Below are 20,038 nucleotides of genomic sequence, written 5' to 3' on the forward strand. Positions count from 1 at the left end.
TACAATTAAAGGGTATGAGTTTTAGGATGGAGAGTGGAAATATTGCGTTTTGTAACGGCGAAGAAAGAAGAAAAGGTATTTGTAGGTATTGTAGATGAAGAAGAAGAAAAGGTATTACACTTAAGAGAAGCGCAAAGACAAAAAGGGGAAAAGGTTACAATCCCTATTACAATGTTAGAGTGTATTGAAAGAGGGACTGAATGCTTTGAGAAAGTATGTGAAATTGTAAATTGGGCAAAAGAGAACGGGGAAGCGGCGTATTATCCGTTAACAGAGGTGAAAATATTAGCGCCGATTCCAAGGCCAAGAAAGAATATTTTGTGCGTTGGAAAAAACTATCGTGAGCATGCGGTAGAAATGGGCGGAGTAGAGTCTATTCCAGAAAATATAATGATCTTTACGAAAGCGCCAACAACAGTTATTGGCATAAATGAGCAAATTAATGGTCACCCTCATGCAACGGACGAACTAGATTATGAAGGAGAATTAGCTATCATTATTGGTAAGCGAGGGAAGCAAATAAAAAAAGAAAAAGCGCTTGAGCATGTTTTTGGTTATACGATTATCAATGATGTAACAGCTCGAGACATTCAAAGAAAACATAAACAGTTTTTCCTTGGGAAAAGCTTCGATACATTTTGTCCGATGGGACCGTATTTAATTCATAAATCGGTGGTTAATGCGCCGAATGCATTACACATTGAAACGGTAGTAAATGGAGAAGTAAGGCAAACTTCTAACACAAATAAAATGATTTTTTCAATAGAAGAAATTATTTCAACGATAAGTAAAGGAATGACTTTAGAACCAGGCGATATTATCGCAACAGGAACGCCGGCTGGTGTCGGAAAAGGTTTTACACCACCGAAGTTTTTACATGCTGGTGATGAAGTGGTCATTACAGTAGAAGGAATTGGTACTTTACGAAATGTAGTGAAATAAAGAAAAGAGCTATCTTGTTAAAAGATAGCTCTTTTTTTATGGCCTTGGGTTATAGAGGTAATCGATAACGGCAAAAGTGTAAAGACCAATGAATGCAAGTGTACAAATGCCAAATAGTATAACCGTAAGTGCGCTTTTTTCTCGTCCAAAACCAATGATAGTAAGAATAACAGCAGTCCAAAATGATGCTTTCAGTAGTGTGAGTGTAGTAGGAGTTGAGTAATGAAGCCATGTTGTGGAAAGTAGGAAACCAAAGAATGTAACTAAAATAAAAGCTGTAGCTAAATAGTTAATATGTTTACCATATCTTAATAGCATGTCGCACCTCCTTTACGATTTTAAAATACAGAAAATTACAATTTCATCTTAATATAAATGAATATAAAAAGAAAGAGGTTGTCCCAACATGTCGGACAACCTCTCTATCATTACGATAATACAGCTTTAATTTTTTGGAATGCCCACTCTAAATCTTCTTCAGAGATTACTAGAGGTGGTGCGATACGAATTACATTTTCGTGTGTTTCTTTACATAATAGACCAGCTGCTTTTAGTTGTTCACAGTAAGGACGAGCTGGCTCGTTTAATTCGATACCGATGAATAAACCTTTACCACGAACTTCAGTGATCATTGGGTTATCAATCTCTTTTAATTGCCCAACTAATTTTTCACCTAATTGAAGAGAACGCTCTGTTAATTTTTCTTCTTCTAACACTTCAAGAGCCGCGATAGAAACAGCACATGCAAGTGGATTACCACCGAATGTAGAACCGTGAGAACCTGGCTCAAATACACCTAAAATGTCGCGGTTTGCTGCTACGCAAGAGATTGGGAACACACCGCCGCCAAGTGCTTTACCAAGTATGTACATGTCAGGAGTTACATTGTCCCAGTCACAAGCAAATACTTTACCAGTACGGCCTAAGCCAGTTTGGATTTCATCTGCTACAAATAAAACGTTTTCTTTTTTACATACTTCAAAAGCTTCTTTTAAGTAACCAGCTGGTGGGATATTAATTCCTGCTTCACCTTGAATTGGCTCTAAAATGAATGCTGCTGTGTTTGGTGTAATTGCGGCTTTTAATGCTTCTAAATCACCGTAAGGAATTACAACGATGCCAGGAAGCATTGGACCGAATCCACGCTTGTACTCTTCATTTGAAGACATAGAAACAGAACCCATTGTACGTCCGTGGAAGTTATCTTCACAAACGATGATTTCAGCACGGTTTGCTTCCACTTTCTTCACATCATAAGCCCAGCGACGAACTGTTTTAATTGCAGTTTCAACAGCTTCAGCACCTGTATTCATTGGAAGTACCATTTCTTTATTAGTTAGTTTCGCAACTTTTTCGTACCAAGGACCTAATTGATCGCTATGGAAAGCACGAGAAGTTAACGTAACACGATTAGCTTGGTCAATTAAAGCGTTAATAATTTTCGGGTGACGATGACCTTGGTTTACTGCAGAATATGCACTTAATAAGTCCATATAGCGGTTTCCTTCAGGATCTTCTACCCAAACACCTTCTGCTTTAGAAATAACGATTGGAAGTGGGTGATAGTTATTTGCTCCGTATGTGTCTGTAAGTTCGATAATATCCTTAGTTTGAATCATGATTGTTCCCCCTTTTGTTATTACAAGAAGTTTGTAAATACTCTAAATATTATAGCATTTAAATGTAAAAAAGCGAAACATTTCCTGAAAATAAATGAACATGTTATCATATAGAGTGAAAAAGTGTGAAAAGAGGAGGTAAGGGATACGATGGTACATATGCATATTACAGCATGGGCGTTAGGTTTAATTTTATTCTTCGTTGCGTATTCACTTTATTCAGCAGGAAGAAAAGGGAAAGGTGTACATATGGGGCTTCGCCTAATGTATATCATTATTATTGTGACAGGCTTCATGTTGTACATGAGTATTGTGAAGACAGCAACAGGTAGCATGCACATGTGGTATGGCTTGAAAATGTTAGCTGGTATTTTAGTTATCGGTGGAATGGAAATGGTTCTTGTGAAAATGAGCAAAAACAAACCAACAGGGGCGGTTTGGGGCTTATTTATTGTTGCGCTAGTAGCAGTATTTTACCTTGGGCTGAAATTACCGATTGGCTGGAAAGTATTCTAATAAAAAATAAAGCCACCTTATAATCTCAAAGACTTGGGAGATTATAAGGTGGTTTTTTACTTTATCCCGTAAACATCAGATTGGTGAAGGCTAATAATCAGTGGGCTCCCCCACTGATTAAAGTTTCACTTTATGTCGCATCGATATGCAACTCTTCTCCATTTACTTTCGTAAAACGGAACATATTTTTATTTGACGTAGTGTGACGGACGAAATGGTGCTGCAGTGTACAGATCATTTCTTCGTTATCAAACAAAAGAATATTTACTCCTTCGCGTGACTCCTCTTGCGGTAAGAAAGATAAATAATTATGACAATACATGCAATCATATAAAGAGTAGTGAAGTGATTGCAATGATTCTGTTAATAATGTGAAGACAGAGTCAGGTAATTCCTCCAGCCATTCATTATAGCTAAGAAGTAACTTTTTTCGAATACGTATCATTTCACCGTTTTGCAAATGGTGTTGCTCGTTGGCGATTTGTAATACATCTTGTTCATAGAAACGGGCTGGTAGCCAATTGTTATTATACAAAATTTCAAACCCATCTTCGGCAATATCTTCTAATAAAAACGCTTCATCATTTTCATCATCAAAGAATACCCACTCATTGTTTATATATTCTACATTACCGACTGTATGAGCACGGGGCTGATTATATAAAATATGTTTACGTTGTATCATACACGATTTCTCCTTTATGAAAAGTAGTTATTCCTGTTATAGACAGTTCGTGCATTCTTTATAACTAGACACATATAGACATAGGTGGGCATACAATAAAACACGTTTTACTGAGTGAAAATGCTATTCCATATGTGGATAGTAGGTTATCGTCAAGTTTTTCATTTTTTTAATCCGCACTCTTAGGGTGGGGATTACTGCACGTTCAAGAAAAGAAATAAGATGGAAGGATGATTTATATGTGCGGGATTACAGGATGGGTGGATTATAAACGCTCATTAGAAGGAGAAAGAGATGTCGTTACGAAGATGGCTGAGACGTTAGCGAAACGGGGGCCGGATGATAATAAAGTTTGGATTAAAGGAAATGTCGCATTTGGGCATAAGCGGTTAATCGTTGTGGATCCTGAGGGCGGTAAACAGCCGATGACTTGTTTAAAAGATGAAACGAATTACGCCATTTGCTATAACGGTGAACTTTATAACACAGAAGACATTCGAAAGGAATTATTAAGAAGAGGATATACGTTCAAAGGTCATTCTGATACAGAAGTATTATTAGCTTCTTATATTGAATGGAAAGAAGAATGTGTCGATCATTTAAACGGTATATATGCGTTTGCAGTATGGGACGAACAGAAAGAACAAGTATTTATTGCGAGAGATCGATTAGGTGTAAAGCCACTTTTTTATAAATATGATAGCGGACGCTTACTATTTGGTTCGGAGTTAAAAGCGATATTGTCGCATCCAGATGTGAAGGCGGAAGTAACGTTAGAAGGATTATCAGAAATATTCGGGCTCGGACCGTCAAGAACGCCTGGCCACGGTATTTATGCTGGTATAAAAGAATTGCGTCCAGGTCATGCGATGACATTTTCAAAGAACGGTTTATGTATATGGAGATATTGGAATGTAGAAAGTAAAAAACATGAAGACTCTTTTGAAGAAACAGTAGAGAAAACGCGCTTTTTATTACAAGATGCTATTACAAGACAGCTTGTTTCTGATGTACCACTATGTACTTTTTTATCGGGTGGTGTAGATTCGAGCGCTATTACAGCTATTGCAGCGAAAGAATATGAGAGATCGGGAAAAGGGCAATTACACACGTATTCTATTGATTACGAAGATAATGACAAATACTTTAAAGCGAATGCATTCCAGCCAAATTCAGATGCTCCGTTTATTAATTTAATGACTGAGACATTTCAAACAACCCATCATCGCTGCGTCATTTCGAATGAAAAATTAGCAGAGTATTTAACTGAAGCAGTACTCGTTCGTGATTTGCCTGGTATGGCAGATATCGATTCGTCATTATTATGGTTTTGCCGAGAAATTAAACAAGATTTTGTCGTTGGCTTATCTGGAGAATGTGCAGATGAAATATTTGGTGGATATCCGTGGTTTTATAGAGAAGATGATTTACAATCGAGTGCATTTCCGTGGATGCGTTCTACAGAGGCACGTGAACAACTTCTAAAAAAAGAATGGAGAAATAAATTAAATTTACAACAATATGTACAAAGGCGCTATGAAGAGTCGATTCAAGAAGTTCCTATTTTAGAGGGGGAAAGTCCGCTAGAAGCAAAAAGACGCCAATTATTTTATTTAAATATGGTATGGTTTATGACAACATTATTAGACAGAAAAGACCGCATGAGTATGGGGGCGAGCTTAGAAGTACGTGTTCCATTTGCAGATCATCGTCTTGTCGAATATGCGTGGAATATTCCTTGGGAAATGAAAATGTATAAAAACCGCGAAAAAGGTCTATTACGTAAAGCGTTAGAAGGTGTACTTCCACATGACATCTTATATAGAAAGAAGAGTCCTTATCCGAAAACGCATAATCCACACTATACAAAAGCAGTAACAGTATGGCTTCAAAGTTTATTAACGGATAAAGGTTCAATTTTACACGAACTGTTTGATAAAGAGCAGTTGAGCGGATTGATTCAGTCTGGCGGCAGTGCATTTCAAACACCATGGTTTGGTCAATTGATGACTGGGCCACAGCTTTTAGCTCATTTAGCACAGATTCACATTTGGTTTAAAGAATATGGGGTAAATATTAAGGAATAAGGGAAAAGCGACTTACAATTATGTAAGTCGCTTTTTATTAAAGAAATTTTCATATAAAATTCAAAATCACCTTATAAATAATATTTAATTAGAATTATTATTTTGACGTATTTATTATTACTTGTTATAATTGGAAACGAATGTTCTGAAAAGTATTCTCATTTATAAAATTGAGGTGTTATATAGATGACAAAGAAAAAAATAGGTTTACTCGTAATGGCGTATGGAACACCAGAATCATTAGACGATGTAGAGGCGTATTATACACATATCCGTCACGGGCGTAAGCCATCAGAAGAAGCGCTTGAAGATTTAATTGAGCGCTATAAAGCGATTGGTGGAATTTCGCCGCTTGCAAAAATTACGAAAGAACAGGCGCATAAATTAACAGATTCAATGAATAATATATTTACAGAGTATGAATTTACTTGTTACTTAGGTTTAAAACATATAGCTCCATTTATAGAAGATGCTGTAGAAGAAATGAAGCGTGATGGGATTGAGCAAACGATTAGTATCGTATTAGCGCCGCATTATTCTACATTTAGCATTAAAGCGTATAATGACCGTGCTATTCGTCTTTCAAAAGAAATCGGTGGTCCTGTTATTGAACCAATTGAACAATGGTACGATGAACCGAAGTTTATTTCGTATTGGGCAGATCAAATAAAAGAAACATTTACAAAAATTGAAGATAAAGAGAAAGCGGTCGTAATTTTTTCAGCGCATAGTTTACCAGAAAAAATTATTGCAGCAGGAGACCCTTATGTAGAACAACTAAAGCATACGGCAGATTTAATTGCAGAAGCTGCAAATATTCAAAACTATACAATCGGTTGGCAAAGTGCTGGGAATACTCCAGATCCGTGGATTGGTCCAGATGTGCAAGATTTAACGAAAGATTTATATGAAGAGCATGGGTACGAATCTTTCATATATTGCCCAGTTGGTTTTGTAGCGGAGCATTTAGAAGTTTTATATGACAACGATTATGAATGTAAAGTTGTAACGGATGAATTAAATGCCAAATATTTTAGACCAAATATGCCGAATGTGCAATCTGCATTTATCGACTGTTTGGCTGAAATTGTTTCCAAGAAAGTGAAGGAAATAGTTGACAAAGATATAGTTTTGAATAATAATTAGTTTATAATAATTTTAAATAAATAATAATTACTATGAAAGAAAGAGGAGGATCCCCCTAGATGAATCCAAATAATCGCTTAACAACAAACCAAGGTGCTCCAGTTGGAGACAACCAAAATTCTCGTACAGCTGGTCGTCGTGGACCAGTATTATTAGAAGACTATCATTTAGTAGAAAAACTTGCACACTTTGATCGTGAACGTATCCCGGAACGTGTTGTGCATGCGCGTGGTGCAGGTGCTCACGGTGTATTCGTAACGAAAAATAGTATGAAGCAATATACGAAAGCTGCATTTTTACAAAATGAAGGAACTGAAACACCTGTGTTTGTTCGTTTTTCAACGGTTATTCATGGTCAAGGTTCTCCTGAAACAGCACGTGATCCACGTGGGTTCGCTGTTAAATTTTATACAGAAGAAGGAAACTATGATATCGTAGGTAATCATTTACCGGTCTTCTTCATTCGTGATGCAATTAAATTCCCTGATATGGTGCATTCTTTAAAACCAGCACCTGATACAAATATTCAAACACCAGATCGTTACTGGGATTTCATGACGTTAAGTCCAGAATCTACACATATGATGACATGGGTATTTTCTGATTACGGTACACCAGCAAGTTATCGTGAAATGGAAGGTTTCGGCGTCCATTCATTTAAATGGATTAATGAAGAAGGTAAAATTGTTTATATTAAATATCACTGGAAACCACAGCAAGGTGTACGTAACTTAAATGCAAAAGAAGTGCAAGAAGTACAAGGAAAAGACTTTAACCATGCAACTCGTGATTTATTCGATGCAATCGAAAAAGGGAATTATCCAAAGTGGGATTTACACGTACAAGTGATGCAACTAGAAGAAACGGATTCTTTAGATTTCGATCCGTTAGATCCAACGAAAGTTTGGCCAGAAGATCGTTTCCCGTTAATGGAAGTAGGGACAATGACGTTAAATCGTAACCCGAAAAACTTCTTTGCGGAAGTAGAACAAGTGGCGTTCTCTCCAAGTGCAACTGTAAATGGTATTGAACCATCTGAAGATAAATTATTACAAGGTCGTTTATTCTCTTATCCAGATACACAGCGTTATCGCCTTGGTGCAAACTACTTACAAATTCCTGTAAACTGCCCATATGCAGCTGTTCATAACCAACAACGTGATGGTGCGATGCAAATAAATCAAAACCCATCTACAATCAACTACGAACCGAGCCGTCATGCTGAAAATCCAGTTGAAGACCCAGCTTACCGCGATTCAACTATGAAAGTAGAAGGCTATGTATCTCGTGAAAAAATTGACAAACCAAATGACTTCAAACAAGCAGGTGAGCGTTACCGTTCATTCTCTAAAGAAGAGCAAGGCAACTTAATTGCAAACTTAACAAATGACTTAAAAGACGTAAATGAACGCACGAAATTACTAGCTGTTTGTAACTTCTTCCGTGCAGATCAAGAATACGGTATGCGTTTAGCGCAGGCATTAAATGTTGATATTACGCAATATGTAGGAAATGCTCCGAAATAAATCGGAAAAGACGACTGGGTTTCGGTCGTCTTTTTTATGTGTAAAGTTAAACGCGGGTATTCTTCAGTTTCGTTATGTCGGAATTTGTTGGTAAATCGATATCTTGTGTCGAAACGTTGATATATTGAAAGGAACAATCGATATATTTGAAAAATCGTTGATATATCCAAAAAACCGTTAATATATTTTCAATTATACTAGGTGGGGTATGTTGCCCGGTGCGCAAAAAAGAGATGCAATCTATTACTAATAGATTGCATCTCTTTTTTAGTTCACTCGCTCAGTATACTCATAAGCTTTCTCCCCATGCATCGAAATATCAAGTCCCATATGTTCCTCGTGCTCATCTACCCGGACAGGGAGGAAGAAGTTGATTGCTTTAATAATGGCATACGTCATTATAATTGTGAACGCATATGTTGCGCCGATCGCTACAAGTTGTTTCAACAGCAGCGAGGCGTTTCCGTAAAATAATCCGTTAGCGCCATCGCCGTTTACGGCAGTAGTTGCAAATAATCCTGTCGCAATACCGCCCCAAGTTCCACCGATGCCGTGACATCCGAATGCATCGAGTGTATCGTCGTATCCGAATTTTGTTTTTAAGAAAAAGACCGCTCCGAAGCATAATACGCCGCCAATTGCTCCGATAAGAAGAGCTGAGAAAGGTGTAACGAACCCGCAAGCTGGTGTAATAGCGACTAGACCGGAAACGGCGCCACAAGCAGCTCCCATCGCAGTCGGTTTTGATTGGAAGAACCACTCTGAAAGCATCCAAGTTAATGCTGAGGCAGCAGCAGCTATATTTGTATTAATAAATGCAGTTAAAGCTACATCATTTAAAGATAATGCGCTTCCGACGTTAAAACCGAACCAGCCAAACCATAATAAGCCTGCGCCTAACATTGTAAATGGCAAATGGTGAGGAGAAGAACCATTTATGTTTTTTCGTTTTCCAAGGAAAATAGCTAATACAAGACCAGCAACTCCGGAAGTGATGTGAACGACGTTTCCGCCAGCGAAGTCTAGTGCACCAAGTTCCCTTAGCCACCCGCCGACGCCCCATACCCAATGAGCGACAGGATTGTAAACAATCGTTGTCCATAGAAGGATAAAAATAAGAAAGGCAGAAAATCGCATTCTTTCAGCAAATGCACCTGAAATTAAAGCTGGAGTTAAAATGGCGAACATGAGTTGAAACATCATGAATAAATTGTGAGGAATAGTAGATGAGTAGTCTGGATTTGGTGCGTAGGTAACTCCGTTTAGACCGAACCAATCAAGTGTACCGATAAGCCCGTGCCAATCTGGTCCGAATGATAAAGAATAACCGATAACAATCCATTGAATCGAAACGATAGCCATTGCACTATAACTATGCATCGTTGTACTGAGTACATTTTTGCTGCGAACCATACCTCCATAAAAAAGTGCCAATCCTGGTGTCATCAACATGACCATTACTGTCGTCACAAACATAAAAACTGTATCTCCCATATTCATGAGCTCTCCTCCTATAATGTTAGAAAAAATAACATCGTTTTGTTATGTTTCATATCATATTCGAAAATCAACTAAAAATCAACTAAAAATTCAGAAAAATATATACATGATGTTAGAAAATGTAACATAGATTATTTTGTGAGGATTGAAATCGACATATGCGTTTCTCTCGGATAATTGGTATAATATTCTTACAATTAAAAACTTGGGGGATGCGTGTGGGAAAAATACGGACTAGGAAACTATTCATTTGTTTTTGTTTAGCTTTTGTTTTGTTTGTACCAATACATACTTTTGCAGACGAAAAAAGAGAGTGGAAAGATGAAGTTATATACTCCATTATGATTGATCGCTTCAATAATGGAGAACTGAAAAATGACAAACAATTAGAAGTTGGTAATTTAGAAGGGTATCAAGGCGGAGATATAAGAGGAATTATAAAAAGGTTGGATTACATAAAAGAAATGGGTTTTACTACCGTTATGCTTTCGCCGCTTTTTGAAAGTGGAAAGTACGATGGATTAGACGTGCGAAATTTTAAAAAGGTAAATGAACATTTCGGGACAGACAATGATGTGAAAGAACTTGTAAAAGAAGCTCATGCAAAAGGAATGAAAGTTGTATTTCAATTTCCGCTTGGAGAAAACGAACAACAGGTAATTGACGCAATGAAATGGTGGATAAAAGAAGTTGATTTAGACGGAAGTTATGTTATACATAGTGAAAAAAAGCCGCGTTTCTTTTGGGATAACGCGCAAAAAGATATGCAAGTGATAAAGAAAGATTTTCGTATTATGACAAAGGAGGATAGCGAATACAACGAAAAAATAGTAGAATCGTTTTCCAAAGCGGATGTATCGGTGAAATCGTTATACGATGTGAGTAAAAAAGAAGGGGAATTTGTTACGTTTTTAGATGATCAAGAAACAAAAAGATATGCACGTATTGCAAAAGAAAATATGTATTATCCGCCATCACGTTTAAAGTTGGCGCTTACTTATTTGTTAACATCACCTGGGATTCCGAATTTTTATTACGGAACTGAAATTGCATTAGATGGAGGAAGTGTACCCGATAATAGACGATTAATGGATTTTAAGTCAGACGAAAAGTTTATGCAACACATAACAAAACTAGGTGAACTTAGGCAGGCGAGACCGTCTTTACGACGCGGTACGTTTGAGCTTCTGTATGATAAGAGCGGGATGAGCATACTAAAACGAAAATATAAAGATGAAGTAACTTTAGTAGCAATTAATAATACGAAAGAAACACAAAAAGTCTCCTTACCTGCAAGTGCAATTGGTGAAAAACAAGAGTTAAGAGGATTGTTACAGGATGAAATTATAAGAGAAGAAAACGGAAAATTTTATCTCGTTTTAAAACGTGAAGAATCAAATGTGTATAAAGTTAACGGAGAAACAGGTGTGAATTGGTTATTTATCTCCTTAATAATCGGTGTGAATGTATTATTTATTGCGTTTCTAATTGCAGTTAAAAGGAAGCGTAGATGAGATGAGAAATTACTCGCTCTATGTTCATGTCTTCTTATTGTATTTGTAAGTTTGTTCGGCGGGGCAATAGTGTTATTCTGTTGATATGAAATTTCTTAAGAGAAACGATGTGAGAATGAAAACGTCCCTAGTGAGAGGAGGGCCAGGTTAGGAAGAGGATTTTCTTCCTAACCTGTTTTTTGTGTTAGCACCGATAGGGAAGAATCTTTGAAGCAATCAATAATTGCAACTATATTAATTTTACATTACATTAAAAGTTAGAGAATACTCTTATACTAATACAGTGCTAAATAGTAGGTGGGAAAATGGAGTTTTACGATTTGGGTATTACCATTAAAGAGCTTAGAATTAAAAAAATATATTACAATCCGAATTATGTCATGGAATATGTTCACAAAGTCAAATTAGCAAAATAGAAAAAGGTGTGATTTATCCATCTAGTATATTATTATATCAATTATCAGAAAGACTTGGTATTGACCCAAATAATATATTTGCATTAACTCAAAATAAAAAATTAAAATATATAGAAAATGTAAAATGCGTAATAAAAGATTGCTTAAAGCAAAAACAATATAAAGAACTTTATGAAATAGTAAAAAAAGAGAAGAACTTAAATAATTTTCAAACAAAAGAAGATAAACAATTTCTAATATGGCATGAAGCAATTGCTATATTTATGGTGGATAAATCAATAAAAACTGCTTTAGATTTTTTAAATAATGCATTAAAACTGACTTTAACTAATTCTGATTTTTTATCAGAAAGAGAAATAGATATTATGCAAACAATGGCTATATTTTATGCGGAAAATAAAGAATATGAAAAAAGTATTAATATATTAAAAAGATGTTTAACTAATTTTAATAAGTTAGATTTTCCTAGAGATAAAGAAATTAAATTGAAAATTATTTTTAATTTAGCAAAAATTTTAGGTCATGCAAATCAACATGAAGAGGCAGTAAAATACAATGATATGGGTATTAAACTAGCTATTAATCTAAATACTTTATATTTACTAGGTGAATTATACTATGGAAAAGCTTGGAATTTATTGAAACTTAAACAACCTAATGAAGAAGATGTTGCAAATAACATGAAAAAAGCATTATTTATATTTGAACTAACAGAAAAAGAAAATCTGATAAAAATGGTTAAAGAAAAATATTTTGAAAACCAAAATGAAAAAAGCCACTCATAATTCATTTGGGAATTACTTGAAATATAATAAAACCTACAGGGGAAATCCCTGTAGGTTTTATACTTATAAACTTGTTTCTAAAATATTAGTGCTTAATATAAATTTTTGAATAAGAGTTTACTTAGCGCTTTAGCGTACTTTTTTATTTTGAAGCCTGCATCTTTATTAAAGATGTATGCTTCTTTTTAAATCCATCCGAATATTATTGGTTCAAGTCGGAGGAAGGTACTTTGGGGTGTCTTTTCTTTAGATCTTTATCATTAACTATTTAATGTTTTTTAAATGATTACATGACATATTTTTTTTGTACCAAGCTTTGTTGATACAGTTAGATTTATCCGTTAGTGTATTCGTATTATTAGAACATCCTACAGTATTTAGGGAGAATGTGGCTAATAAAAACCATAATATTAATTTCTTCAAAAAACCACTTCTAACTCTTTTTTAATTAACATTTTTTAAGTTCCTTATTAATTTTACATTACATTAAAGGTTGGGAAATATTCTTATACTCATAAATTGTTACGTTTTGGCGGGGGGAGGAATTATGAGTTACAGCGATTTTTAAGATGACTTTGGTCTAGGGTGTAGTTACTAAGAAAAGTAATTCAAATCGAAGGGGGAAACGTCTTGAGGTGTCTTTTTCTTATTTTCAATAAGGTCTGCTAAATACATGTATAAAACAAATTCTACAATAAGGCCTAGTTTAATCATGCGCTCACTTGTAAAGTATGCGTATGGTTAGACTCTGTTCACTTAGCAATTTTCACCGCATATACCTTTTTCTATAGTTTGTTCTCGTAATATTGTCTCTACAAGACAAAAAAGAAAACTCCTCTAATTAAGAGGAGTTTTCTTTTTAGCGGTAGTTAATGAACTGTACGTCGATTGGTAAATCAGCGCTACGAACAGCTGCGATTACTGCTTGTAAGTCATCACGGCTTTTTGCTGTAACACGTACTTGATCATCTTGTACTTGTGTTTTTACTTTTAATTTCATTTCTTTAATGATGTTGTTAATTTTTTTCGCGTTATCTTTATCGATACCTTGTTGAAGTGTTGCGCGTTGGCGAACAGTGTTGCCAGTTGCAGCTTCAACTTTTCCATAATCTAAGTTCTTAATTGGAACGTTACGTTTTACAAGTTTAGAGATAAGAACGTCTTTTACTTGCTCTAATTTAAACTCGTCATCAGAAGTTAAAACAAGTACTTCTTTTTCTAATTTAATATCACTTTTACTTCCTTTAAAGTCATATCGGTTTTGGATTTCTTTTAATGCGATATTAATTGCGTTTGTTACTTCAGGTAATTCTACTTTCGAAACGATGTCAAAAGAACTATCTTTTGCCATAGTTAGCACCTCCAAATAAATTTCTAATCTTGTTATGTACTGTACATACTAAAGTATAGCTGAAAACGAGTCTAGACTTAAGTGTTTTCGTACTTATATTCATGTAACCTCATTTTATTATAGTGAATTTTGGGCAGTTGGACAAATACAGGAAAAATCATGTTATAATTAACTTTTGTTTGGAATGATAAAAAAGATAATTTTATATATATAGAAGGGAATTAAAAAATATGTATTTGCAAATAGGATCGATTGAACAGGTAACTGTTTTACGCGAAACAGAAATCGGATATATGGTTGGGAATGAAGAAGAAGAAATTTTCCTACATAAAAACGAAGTAGCTGGAGAAATTGAAGAAGGCGATACGATTGATGTATTCTTATACCTTGATCACCAAAATCGTATTTCAGCAACAATGAAGGAACCAATTATTACAACTTATGACTGGAACTGGGTAAAGGTTGTAGAAGTTATTCCGAGTTTAGGTGTGTTTGTTGATATTGGTGTGTCAAAAGATATACTAATTCCAGCTGATGAGTTCCCGATTTATATGCCAGTATGGCCAGAAGTAGGCGACGAATTATATTGTACGTTAAAATTAACGAATCGTGATCGTTTAATTGCTCTTCCGGCAAGAGACAGTGATATGCAAGAAATTATCGTAGATGCAACGCCATCTATGCGTAATAAAAACGTAAATGGACGTGTATATCGTTCGCTTCAAGTCGGTTCATTCGTACTAACTGATGAGCATTTCCGTGCTTTCTTACACCATACAGAAAGAAAAGAACAAGTCCGCATCGGTCAGCGTGTAACAGGACGTATTATTGACGTAAAAGATGACGGTACAATTAACATTTCACTTCTTCCTCGTAAAGAAGAAGGAATGGAAGACGATGCTGCAGTAATTTATGCATATATGGAAGAACGAGGCGGAGCAATGCCGTTTTGGGATAAGAGCCATCCGGAAGATATTAAAGAACGCTTTAACATGAGTAAAGCTGCATTTAAGCGCGCACTTGGTAAGTTGATGAAAGAAGAAAAGGTTTACCAAGAAGAAGGCTGGACGTACTTTAAGAAATAAAGTAAATGAAAAAAGAACTATTCTTTCTCTGAATTTTTAAGAGAAGGGATAGTTCTTTTTATTTTTAATAATGTATTCGCTCTATAAGGTAGATATTGTGAAAGAAGTAGGCAGGATGGAAACTAAAGTTATAGAAGAGGTATGTTATAAAGTTTTAAAAATATATGGTTAATTATTATATAGTTTTTTAAGTGAGATTTTGATTGTAGTATTTCTTATGTGATTCATTAAAAAGGCTAAAAGAATATAAGAGATTTATCGCAGTGTTTGTACTGCCTATCCTGCTATTTGCCGGGCAGTAAGATCATCACTGATTAAAGTTTCATTTTATGTATAAAATTGTGATAGCTTTTACACTGTGTTTTGAATTTTTACAACGCTGACAGTATTAAAAATATAAAATAATTAGGATGATTATATGCATATTTGGACACTGACAAATTGGCAGAAATATTATAATTTAGAAGACAAGAGCCACCGTACAGGATTAAGATTAAAGTTTGATAAAGATGTTGATCCTGAGGTAAGAAGAGCAATTAAAGAATTTTGTAAATGGTTACGACAAGAGTATTATTTCCCTATTAGAGTACCGATATATATGAAATCCGCATGTAAAATTAAAGCGATGGATGGAGAGCTAGTCTATGGAACTTTCTTTGAGCCATTTAATCGAAATGATGAGCCATATATTCGTATTTCAACAGGTGATTATTATGAAATGTTAAAAAAAATGGAAAAGATGATGCATTAGGATATTATCTGGTTACTATTGCTCATGAGCTGACCCATTATTTCCAATGGATTAATGATATTAATTTAACTAAAATTGGATATGAAAGGCAAGCTACTACCTATTCGGGATATATTATTGATGAATATAAAGAAACGAGAGAACACCCTTAATGTTTAAATTGAGAAAAAGGCACTCAGCGGAATCAATGATTGGAAGTACGATGATAGTAAGTAGGGACATAACTTTATGTCCTTACTTACTTATATAGGACGAGATAAATCAACTTGTTGCCTTAATGAGCAAAGGTGAAAAGAACGTAAACGGACAAGTAACCCGTTATACGAAACAGAAGGAAACGGAAAAGTCCTTCGTCAGTACGTTTACAACAAAGACGGTGTCCGCCTAGCAATGACCGACAAAGATGGACAAATAGTCGCAAGCTATGAATATGACGCATGGGGTAACGTCTTAAAGAGCGAAGCAAAAGGAATCGCAGCAGACAATCCGTTTGGATATGCAGGATAGATGTATGATAAAGAAATTGGCATGTATTACTTGATTGCGAGATACTATAATCCGGAGCATGGTGTGTTTTTATCGGTGGATCCTGATCCGGGTGATGAAGATGATCCTGTGACGCAGAATGGGTATACGTATGGTGATAATAATCCAGTGATGATGGTGGATCCAGATGGGCATTGGGTGTGGTTTGCAGTAAATGCTGGTTTTGCAGCTTATGATGGCTATAAAGCTTATAAATCAGGAAAGGGTTGGAAAGGGGTAGCAAAAGCTGCAGCTATAGGCGCAATTGGCGGAGGAAAATTAAAACTAACAAAAACAATTACAAAACCGGTTTATTTTACAAAGTTATTAGGAAAAAATGCAAGAGCGCATAAATCAAGAATTAATACGGATTTGCCAGGTGGAAAAGCTGTTGCAAAAAGTATTTTTAGACATTATACAAAAGGGCAAAAGGTGATAAATCATAGAAAAGGAAATTCAGTTAGAAGACATACTAAAGACAATCGAATTCAAATTAGAATGGTAAAACGTAAAGATGGCACGTGGAAAGTTAATTTAGATATTAAAAGAAAAAGAATATACGAAGATATTCATTTTTAAGTATATAATACTGAAATTTTAATTAGGAGTGAAGAAGATTGATAGGAATGCCACATTATATAGTTCCGGTGCAAGTTCATCCAAAAGCTATAGATGCTTTAATGAAAGAAGCGGAGATCAAGATATTAAGTTTAACACCTATAATGCAAAAAGATGATAATACTATAATCAGTTCAGAAATAGCCATTCAACTAAAAGATAATTTATATTTAAATGTTTCTGTTGCTAGGTCAGAGATGAAATTTGAAGATGAAGTAGAGCACCTTCAGGTAATAGTGGAAAGAAATGTTCCCAATATAACCGATGGAAATCCTAAAAATATACTAGTTTTCGAAAAGTTTTTGAGGATAAGGGGAAATGTTCAGTGTGAACTATTAGTGGAAGAAGAAAAATATACAGATTTATCTTCAAAGAAAGTACTCTATACTTCCGAATGTGGAACAGGTATATTATTAAAAAATGATGAGGAAACTGTCTTAATAACTTGTAATGAATTTTGTACAATTTTAGTAACAAAAGATCAAGAAATAATTAATGATATATTAAATAAGCGTTATAATTTTACTAGATTAAAAGGATGAAATGAAAAATAAGGGAATGTAAATAAATCTGTACTATTTGTAAAGGACATATATTTAACAAAGGAATCCAGTTTGTCAAGTTTGGAAATAAATCGTTAATGTTTCGGGATGCATTTTTTATTTTAAATAATTCATTTTTTCATTAGCATTATAAAATAAAGAAAAAATTAGAAATAGTGATGGAAGATTAAAAAGCACGATCTTATTTTTAAATAAGGTCGTGCTTCCTTTTAATTCTCCTGCTCACGCGTAAGAGTAAACGTATCTTTCAAATCACTATCATTTATTTTAATATTTGCCTTTTTTAATTCCTCTTGTAACAATTTTTTGCTGAATACAGGATCAGCAGTACGTTCTTCCTCTAAGTTTTTGCGAATAGAGTCTTTCACTTCATCATAAGGCTTTAAAGCTTTTTTATCAGTTAATTTAATAACGTGATAACCGTTTGATGATTTTACGGGATTGCTAATTTGTCCAACATTTAGTTTGTAGGCAGCGGTTTCGAATTCAGGAGCCATTGTACCTGAATTGAAGTATCCAAGGTCTCCACCTTTATCTTTTGATAGCAGATCTTGTGATTCTTGTTTTGCTAATTCTTCAAATGAAGCACCAGCATCTAGTTTACTCTTTATTTCTTTCGCTTCATTTTCGTCACTTACTAAAATGTGACTCGCTTTAATTTCTGGCTTATAGTGGTCTTTTACGTCTTTTTCTGTAATGCTTTTCTTAATCGCTTCATTCATAGCAAGTTTGAACTTAATTTGATTTTTGAAATCCTCTTCATCTTTTAAACCATAATTTTCTAATACTTTTTTGAATTGATCTCCATATTGTTTTTTTACTTTTTCTACTTCTTTATTTACCTCTTCATCAGGTACTTTATATTTTTTTGTGATGACGTCTTGTGCCATCATTTCGTATAGCATGTCTTTTCCGTAACGATCTTTCAATTGTTTTTCGAAGTTATCCTTTGTAATGGTGGAGTCTGTTGCTGTAGCGACTGTAGCTGAGCCATTCTTTTGTCCGCAAGCAGATAGCATCAATATACTTATTAGTGCAGTAATAATGAAAATATGTTTCCCTCTCATGCCAACACCTCATCCGAATATGTTATCGCTATTGTAGAATATAGAAGTGAACATGAAGTGAATTTTTAATGTTTTTTCCTTTAAAATGTAAAAAAGTACATCAACATAATTGTTGATGTACGATGGAATCAAAGGTGATCGGTCTTTTTAGAGTATGCACGTTTACCTTGCTGAATATTTTTTTGCTCTTGCTCATTTTTTTGTGTGCGTTTTGCGTTATTATCACGTGCTTTTTTGTCATTATCACTCGTATGTGGCATATGTATCAACTCCATTTCTAAACGTTGTACGTTTATCATTTCCTTTTTCGTAAAGACTATGTATAGCGGTGCATTTATGAAGGGTAAAGGTGGATTCGAAATGGATTTGAAGTTGAATTATACTGAACTTATAAAGAAGTTAATCGTTGTAATCATCGCAGGTTTATTAAACGCGATTGGGATGAATTTATTTTTAACGCCAGCAAAAGTGTATGCGAGCGGCTTTGCTGGATTGTCTCAATTATTATCACAAATATTAGGTGATTTTTTATCGATTCACATATCTACGGGAGTATTGTTTAGCTTATTTAATATTCCTGTCGTTATTTTAGCGTGGAAAAAGGTTGGAAAGGCCTTCACCTTTTTTAGTTTTCTTTGTGTTATATTTATGACTTTGTTTCTAGAAATCATCCCTGTTAGAGCGGTTTCGAATGATATCATATTAAATGCGATTTTTGGCGGGATTATTTCGGCAATTGGAGTAGGGATTGCTTTAAAGTGGGGTGCTTCTACAGGTGGATTAGATATTATCGCCATGATTTTATCAAAAATAAAAGATAAGCCTGTCGGTACATACTTTTTCTTTTTTAATGCAATTATCATTATCGCTGCTGGCTATGTATATGGATGGGAAAAAGCGTTATATACGCTAGTGACTTTATATGTATCAACGAGAATTATTGATGCAATTCATACTCGTCATGTAAAGATTACAGCATTAATTGTTACGAAGAATGGGGCAGACGTAAGAAAGGCGATTCACTCGCGATTAGTAAGAGGGATTACAACGATACCAGCAACAGGTGCTTATACAAATGAAAATAAAGAAATGTTAATGATGGTTATTACCCGTTATGAGTTATACGAATTAGAGAGGATTATTAAACAAGTGGACCCAGGTGCATTTACAAATATACTGCAAACAGTTGGGGTATTCGGATTGTTTCGGAAAGATTAAAGAGGACCAAAGTTGGTCATCTCCCTGTCAAGTAGACAGTAATAAAAAGAGTATTATGCCACGGCCTTTTCCCGATATTCTATCGGGGAAAGGCCGTGAAGTTTTTCTTGGAACCTTTCTGTAT

General features: G+C 34.9%; 18 protein-coding genes and 2 pseudogenes. 12 read left to right on the top strand and 8 right to left on the bottom strand.

Annotated features, from left to right (window positions below; all coding sequences use genetic code 11):
• Window positions 1–42: 42 nt before the first annotated feature.
• Window positions 43–942: a fumarylacetoacetate hydrolase family protein gene (locus MR136_RS21345; RefSeq protein WP_001213071.1), complete on the top strand. Its 900-nt coding sequence runs from the start codon at window positions 43–45 to the stop codon at window positions 940–942.
• Between the two features lie 36 nt (window positions 943–978).
• Here MR136_RS21345 and MR136_RS21350 read toward each other — a convergent pair whose 3' ends face one another.
• Together MR136_RS21350 and rocD are read right to left on the bottom strand one after the other, a co-directional pair.
• The gene (locus MR136_RS21350; protein WP_000926857.1) at window positions 979–1,260 is read right to left on the bottom strand and encodes a hypothetical protein; all 282 of its coding nucleotides are present in this window, start codon (window positions 1,258–1,260) and stop codon (window positions 979–981) included.
• Between the two features lie 110 nt (window positions 1,261–1,370).
• Entirely contained in the window at window positions 1,371–2,561 is a 1,191-nt protein-coding gene (gene rocD / locus MR136_RS21355) for an ornithine aminotransferase (protein ID WP_000616658.1), read from the bottom strand.
• Window positions 2,562–2,711: 150 nt separating this feature from the next.
• On the opposite strand from rocD, the gene MR136_RS21360 reads away from it, so the two are divergent.
• Window positions 2,712–3,077 carry a YisL family protein gene (locus MR136_RS21360; protein WP_000233494.1) on the top strand — a complete coding sequence of 122 codons (366 nt, stop codon included), beginning with the start codon at window positions 2,712–2,714 and terminating at the stop codon, window positions 3,075–3,077.
• Window positions 3,078–3,207: 130 nt separating this feature from the next.
• Here MR136_RS21360 and MR136_RS21365 read toward each other — a convergent pair whose 3' ends face one another.
• The gene (locus tag MR136_RS21365) at window positions 3,208–3,762 is read right to left on the bottom strand and encodes a DUF2777 domain-containing protein (RefSeq protein WP_000616046.1); all 555 of its coding nucleotides are present in this window, start codon (window positions 3,760–3,762) and stop codon (window positions 3,208–3,210) included.
• 239 nt (window positions 3,763–4,001) lie between these two features.
• On the opposite strand from MR136_RS21365, the gene asnB reads away from it, so the two are divergent.
• The 3 genes from asnB to katB all read left to right on the top strand — a co-directional run bounded on the left by asnB (window position 4,002) and on the right by katB (window position 8,521).
• A complete protein-coding gene (asnB, locus tag MR136_RS21370) occupies window positions 4,002–5,849 on the top strand; it encodes an asparagine synthase (glutamine-hydrolyzing) (RefSeq protein ID WP_242259588.1) in 1,848 nt (615 codons plus the stop codon).
• Window positions 5,850–6,035: 186 nt separating this feature from the next.
• Window positions 6,036–6,995, top strand: a complete 960-nt coding sequence (gene hemH / locus MR136_RS21375; RefSeq protein ID WP_098583297.1) for a ferrochelatase — start codon at window positions 6,036–6,038, stop codon at window positions 6,993–6,995.
• A gap of 59 nt (window positions 6,996–7,054) precedes the next feature.
• Window positions 7,055–8,521, top strand: coding sequence for a catalase KatB (gene katB / locus MR136_RS21380; RefSeq protein WP_017673056.1), 1,467 nt, complete (start codon window positions 7,055–7,057; stop codon window positions 8,519–8,521).
• Between the two features lie 267 nt (window positions 8,522–8,788).
• On the opposite strand, the gene MR136_RS21385 is transcribed toward katB, so the two are convergent.
• A complete protein-coding gene (locus MR136_RS21385; RefSeq protein ID WP_001055855.1) occupies window positions 8,789–10,021 on the bottom strand; it encodes an ammonium transporter in 1,233 nt (410 codons plus the stop codon).
• A 158-nt stretch (window positions 10,022–10,179) separates the two neighbouring features.
• On the opposite strand from MR136_RS21385, the gene MR136_RS21390 reads away from it, so the two are divergent.
• The gene (locus tag MR136_RS21390) at window positions 10,180–11,535 is read left to right on the top strand and encodes an alpha-amylase family glycosyl hydrolase (RefSeq protein WP_061456920.1); all 1,356 of its coding nucleotides are present in this window, start codon (window positions 10,180–10,182) and stop codon (window positions 11,533–11,535) included.
• Window positions 11,536–11,840: 305 nt separating this feature from the next.
• Window positions 11,841–12,736: pseudogene (locus MR136_RS21395) on the top strand (helix-turn-helix domain-containing protein).
• A gap of 859 nt (window positions 12,737–13,595) precedes the next feature.
• On the opposite strand, the gene MR136_RS21400 reads toward MR136_RS21395, so the two are convergent.
• The gene (locus MR136_RS21400; RefSeq protein ID WP_001040149.1) at window positions 13,596–14,087 is read right to left on the bottom strand and encodes a YajQ family cyclic di-GMP-binding protein; all 492 of its coding nucleotides are present in this window, start codon (window positions 14,085–14,087) and stop codon (window positions 13,596–13,598) included.
• A gap of 230 nt (window positions 14,088–14,317) precedes the next feature.
• Between MR136_RS21400 and MR136_RS21405 the strand changes: the two genes are divergently transcribed.
• The 4 genes and pseudogenes from MR136_RS21405 (at window position 14,318) to MR136_RS21420 (ending at window position 17,608) form a co-directional block, all read left to right on the top strand.
• Window positions 14,318–15,172 carry a CvfB family protein gene (locus MR136_RS21405; protein ID WP_000281262.1) on the top strand — a complete coding sequence of 285 codons (855 nt, stop codon included), beginning with the start codon at window positions 14,318–14,320 and terminating at the stop codon, window positions 15,170–15,172.
• Between the two features lie 418 nt (window positions 15,173–15,590).
• Window positions 15,591–15,923, top strand: coding sequence for a hypothetical protein (locus tag MR136_RS21410; RefSeq protein ID WP_031312059.1), 333 nt, complete (start codon window positions 15,591–15,593; stop codon window positions 15,921–15,923).
• Window positions 15,924–16,235: 312 nt separating this feature from the next.
• Window positions 16,236–17,027 (top strand): annotated as a pseudogene (locus MR136_RS21415) (RHS repeat domain-containing protein); the annotation flags it as partial.
• A gap of 47 nt (window positions 17,028–17,074) precedes the next feature.
• Window positions 17,075–17,608 (top strand): hypothetical protein, encoded by a 534-nt coding sequence (locus MR136_RS21420; RefSeq protein ID WP_002197523.1) that lies wholly within the window; start codon window positions 17,075–17,077, stop codon window positions 17,606–17,608.
• Between the two features lie 230 nt (window positions 17,609–17,838).
• Here the strand turns inward: MR136_RS21420 and prsA are convergent, their stop codons facing one another.
• Together prsA and MR136_RS21430 are read right to left on the bottom strand one after the other, a co-directional pair.
• Window positions 17,839–18,696, bottom strand: coding sequence for a peptidylprolyl isomerase PrsA (gene prsA / locus MR136_RS21425; protein ID WP_001214212.1), 858 nt, complete (start codon window positions 18,694–18,696; stop codon window positions 17,839–17,841).
• 128 nt (window positions 18,697–18,824) lie between these two features.
• Window positions 18,825–18,956, bottom strand: coding sequence for a DUF3941 domain-containing protein (locus tag MR136_RS21430; protein ID WP_001120851.1), 132 nt, complete (start codon window positions 18,954–18,956; stop codon window positions 18,825–18,827).
• 100 nt (window positions 18,957–19,056) lie between these two features.
• On the opposite strand from MR136_RS21430, the gene MR136_RS21435 reads away from it, so the two are divergent.
• Entirely contained in the window at window positions 19,057–19,914 is an 858-nt protein-coding gene (locus MR136_RS21435) for a YitT family protein (protein WP_000364431.1), read from the top strand.
• Between the two features lie 53 nt (window positions 19,915–19,967).
• On the opposite strand, the gene MR136_RS28635 is transcribed toward MR136_RS21435, so the two are convergent.
• On the bottom strand, window positions 19,968–20,038 hold a 71-nt coding region (locus MR136_RS28635; protein ID WP_325782447.1), incomplete at its 5' end, for an IS3 family transposase.

The sequence above is a fragment of the Bacillus cereus group sp. BfR-BA-01311 genome, assembly GCF_022664295.1.
Lineage (GTDB): Bacteria > Bacillota > Bacilli > Bacillales > Bacillaceae_G > Bacillus_A > Bacillus_A cereus.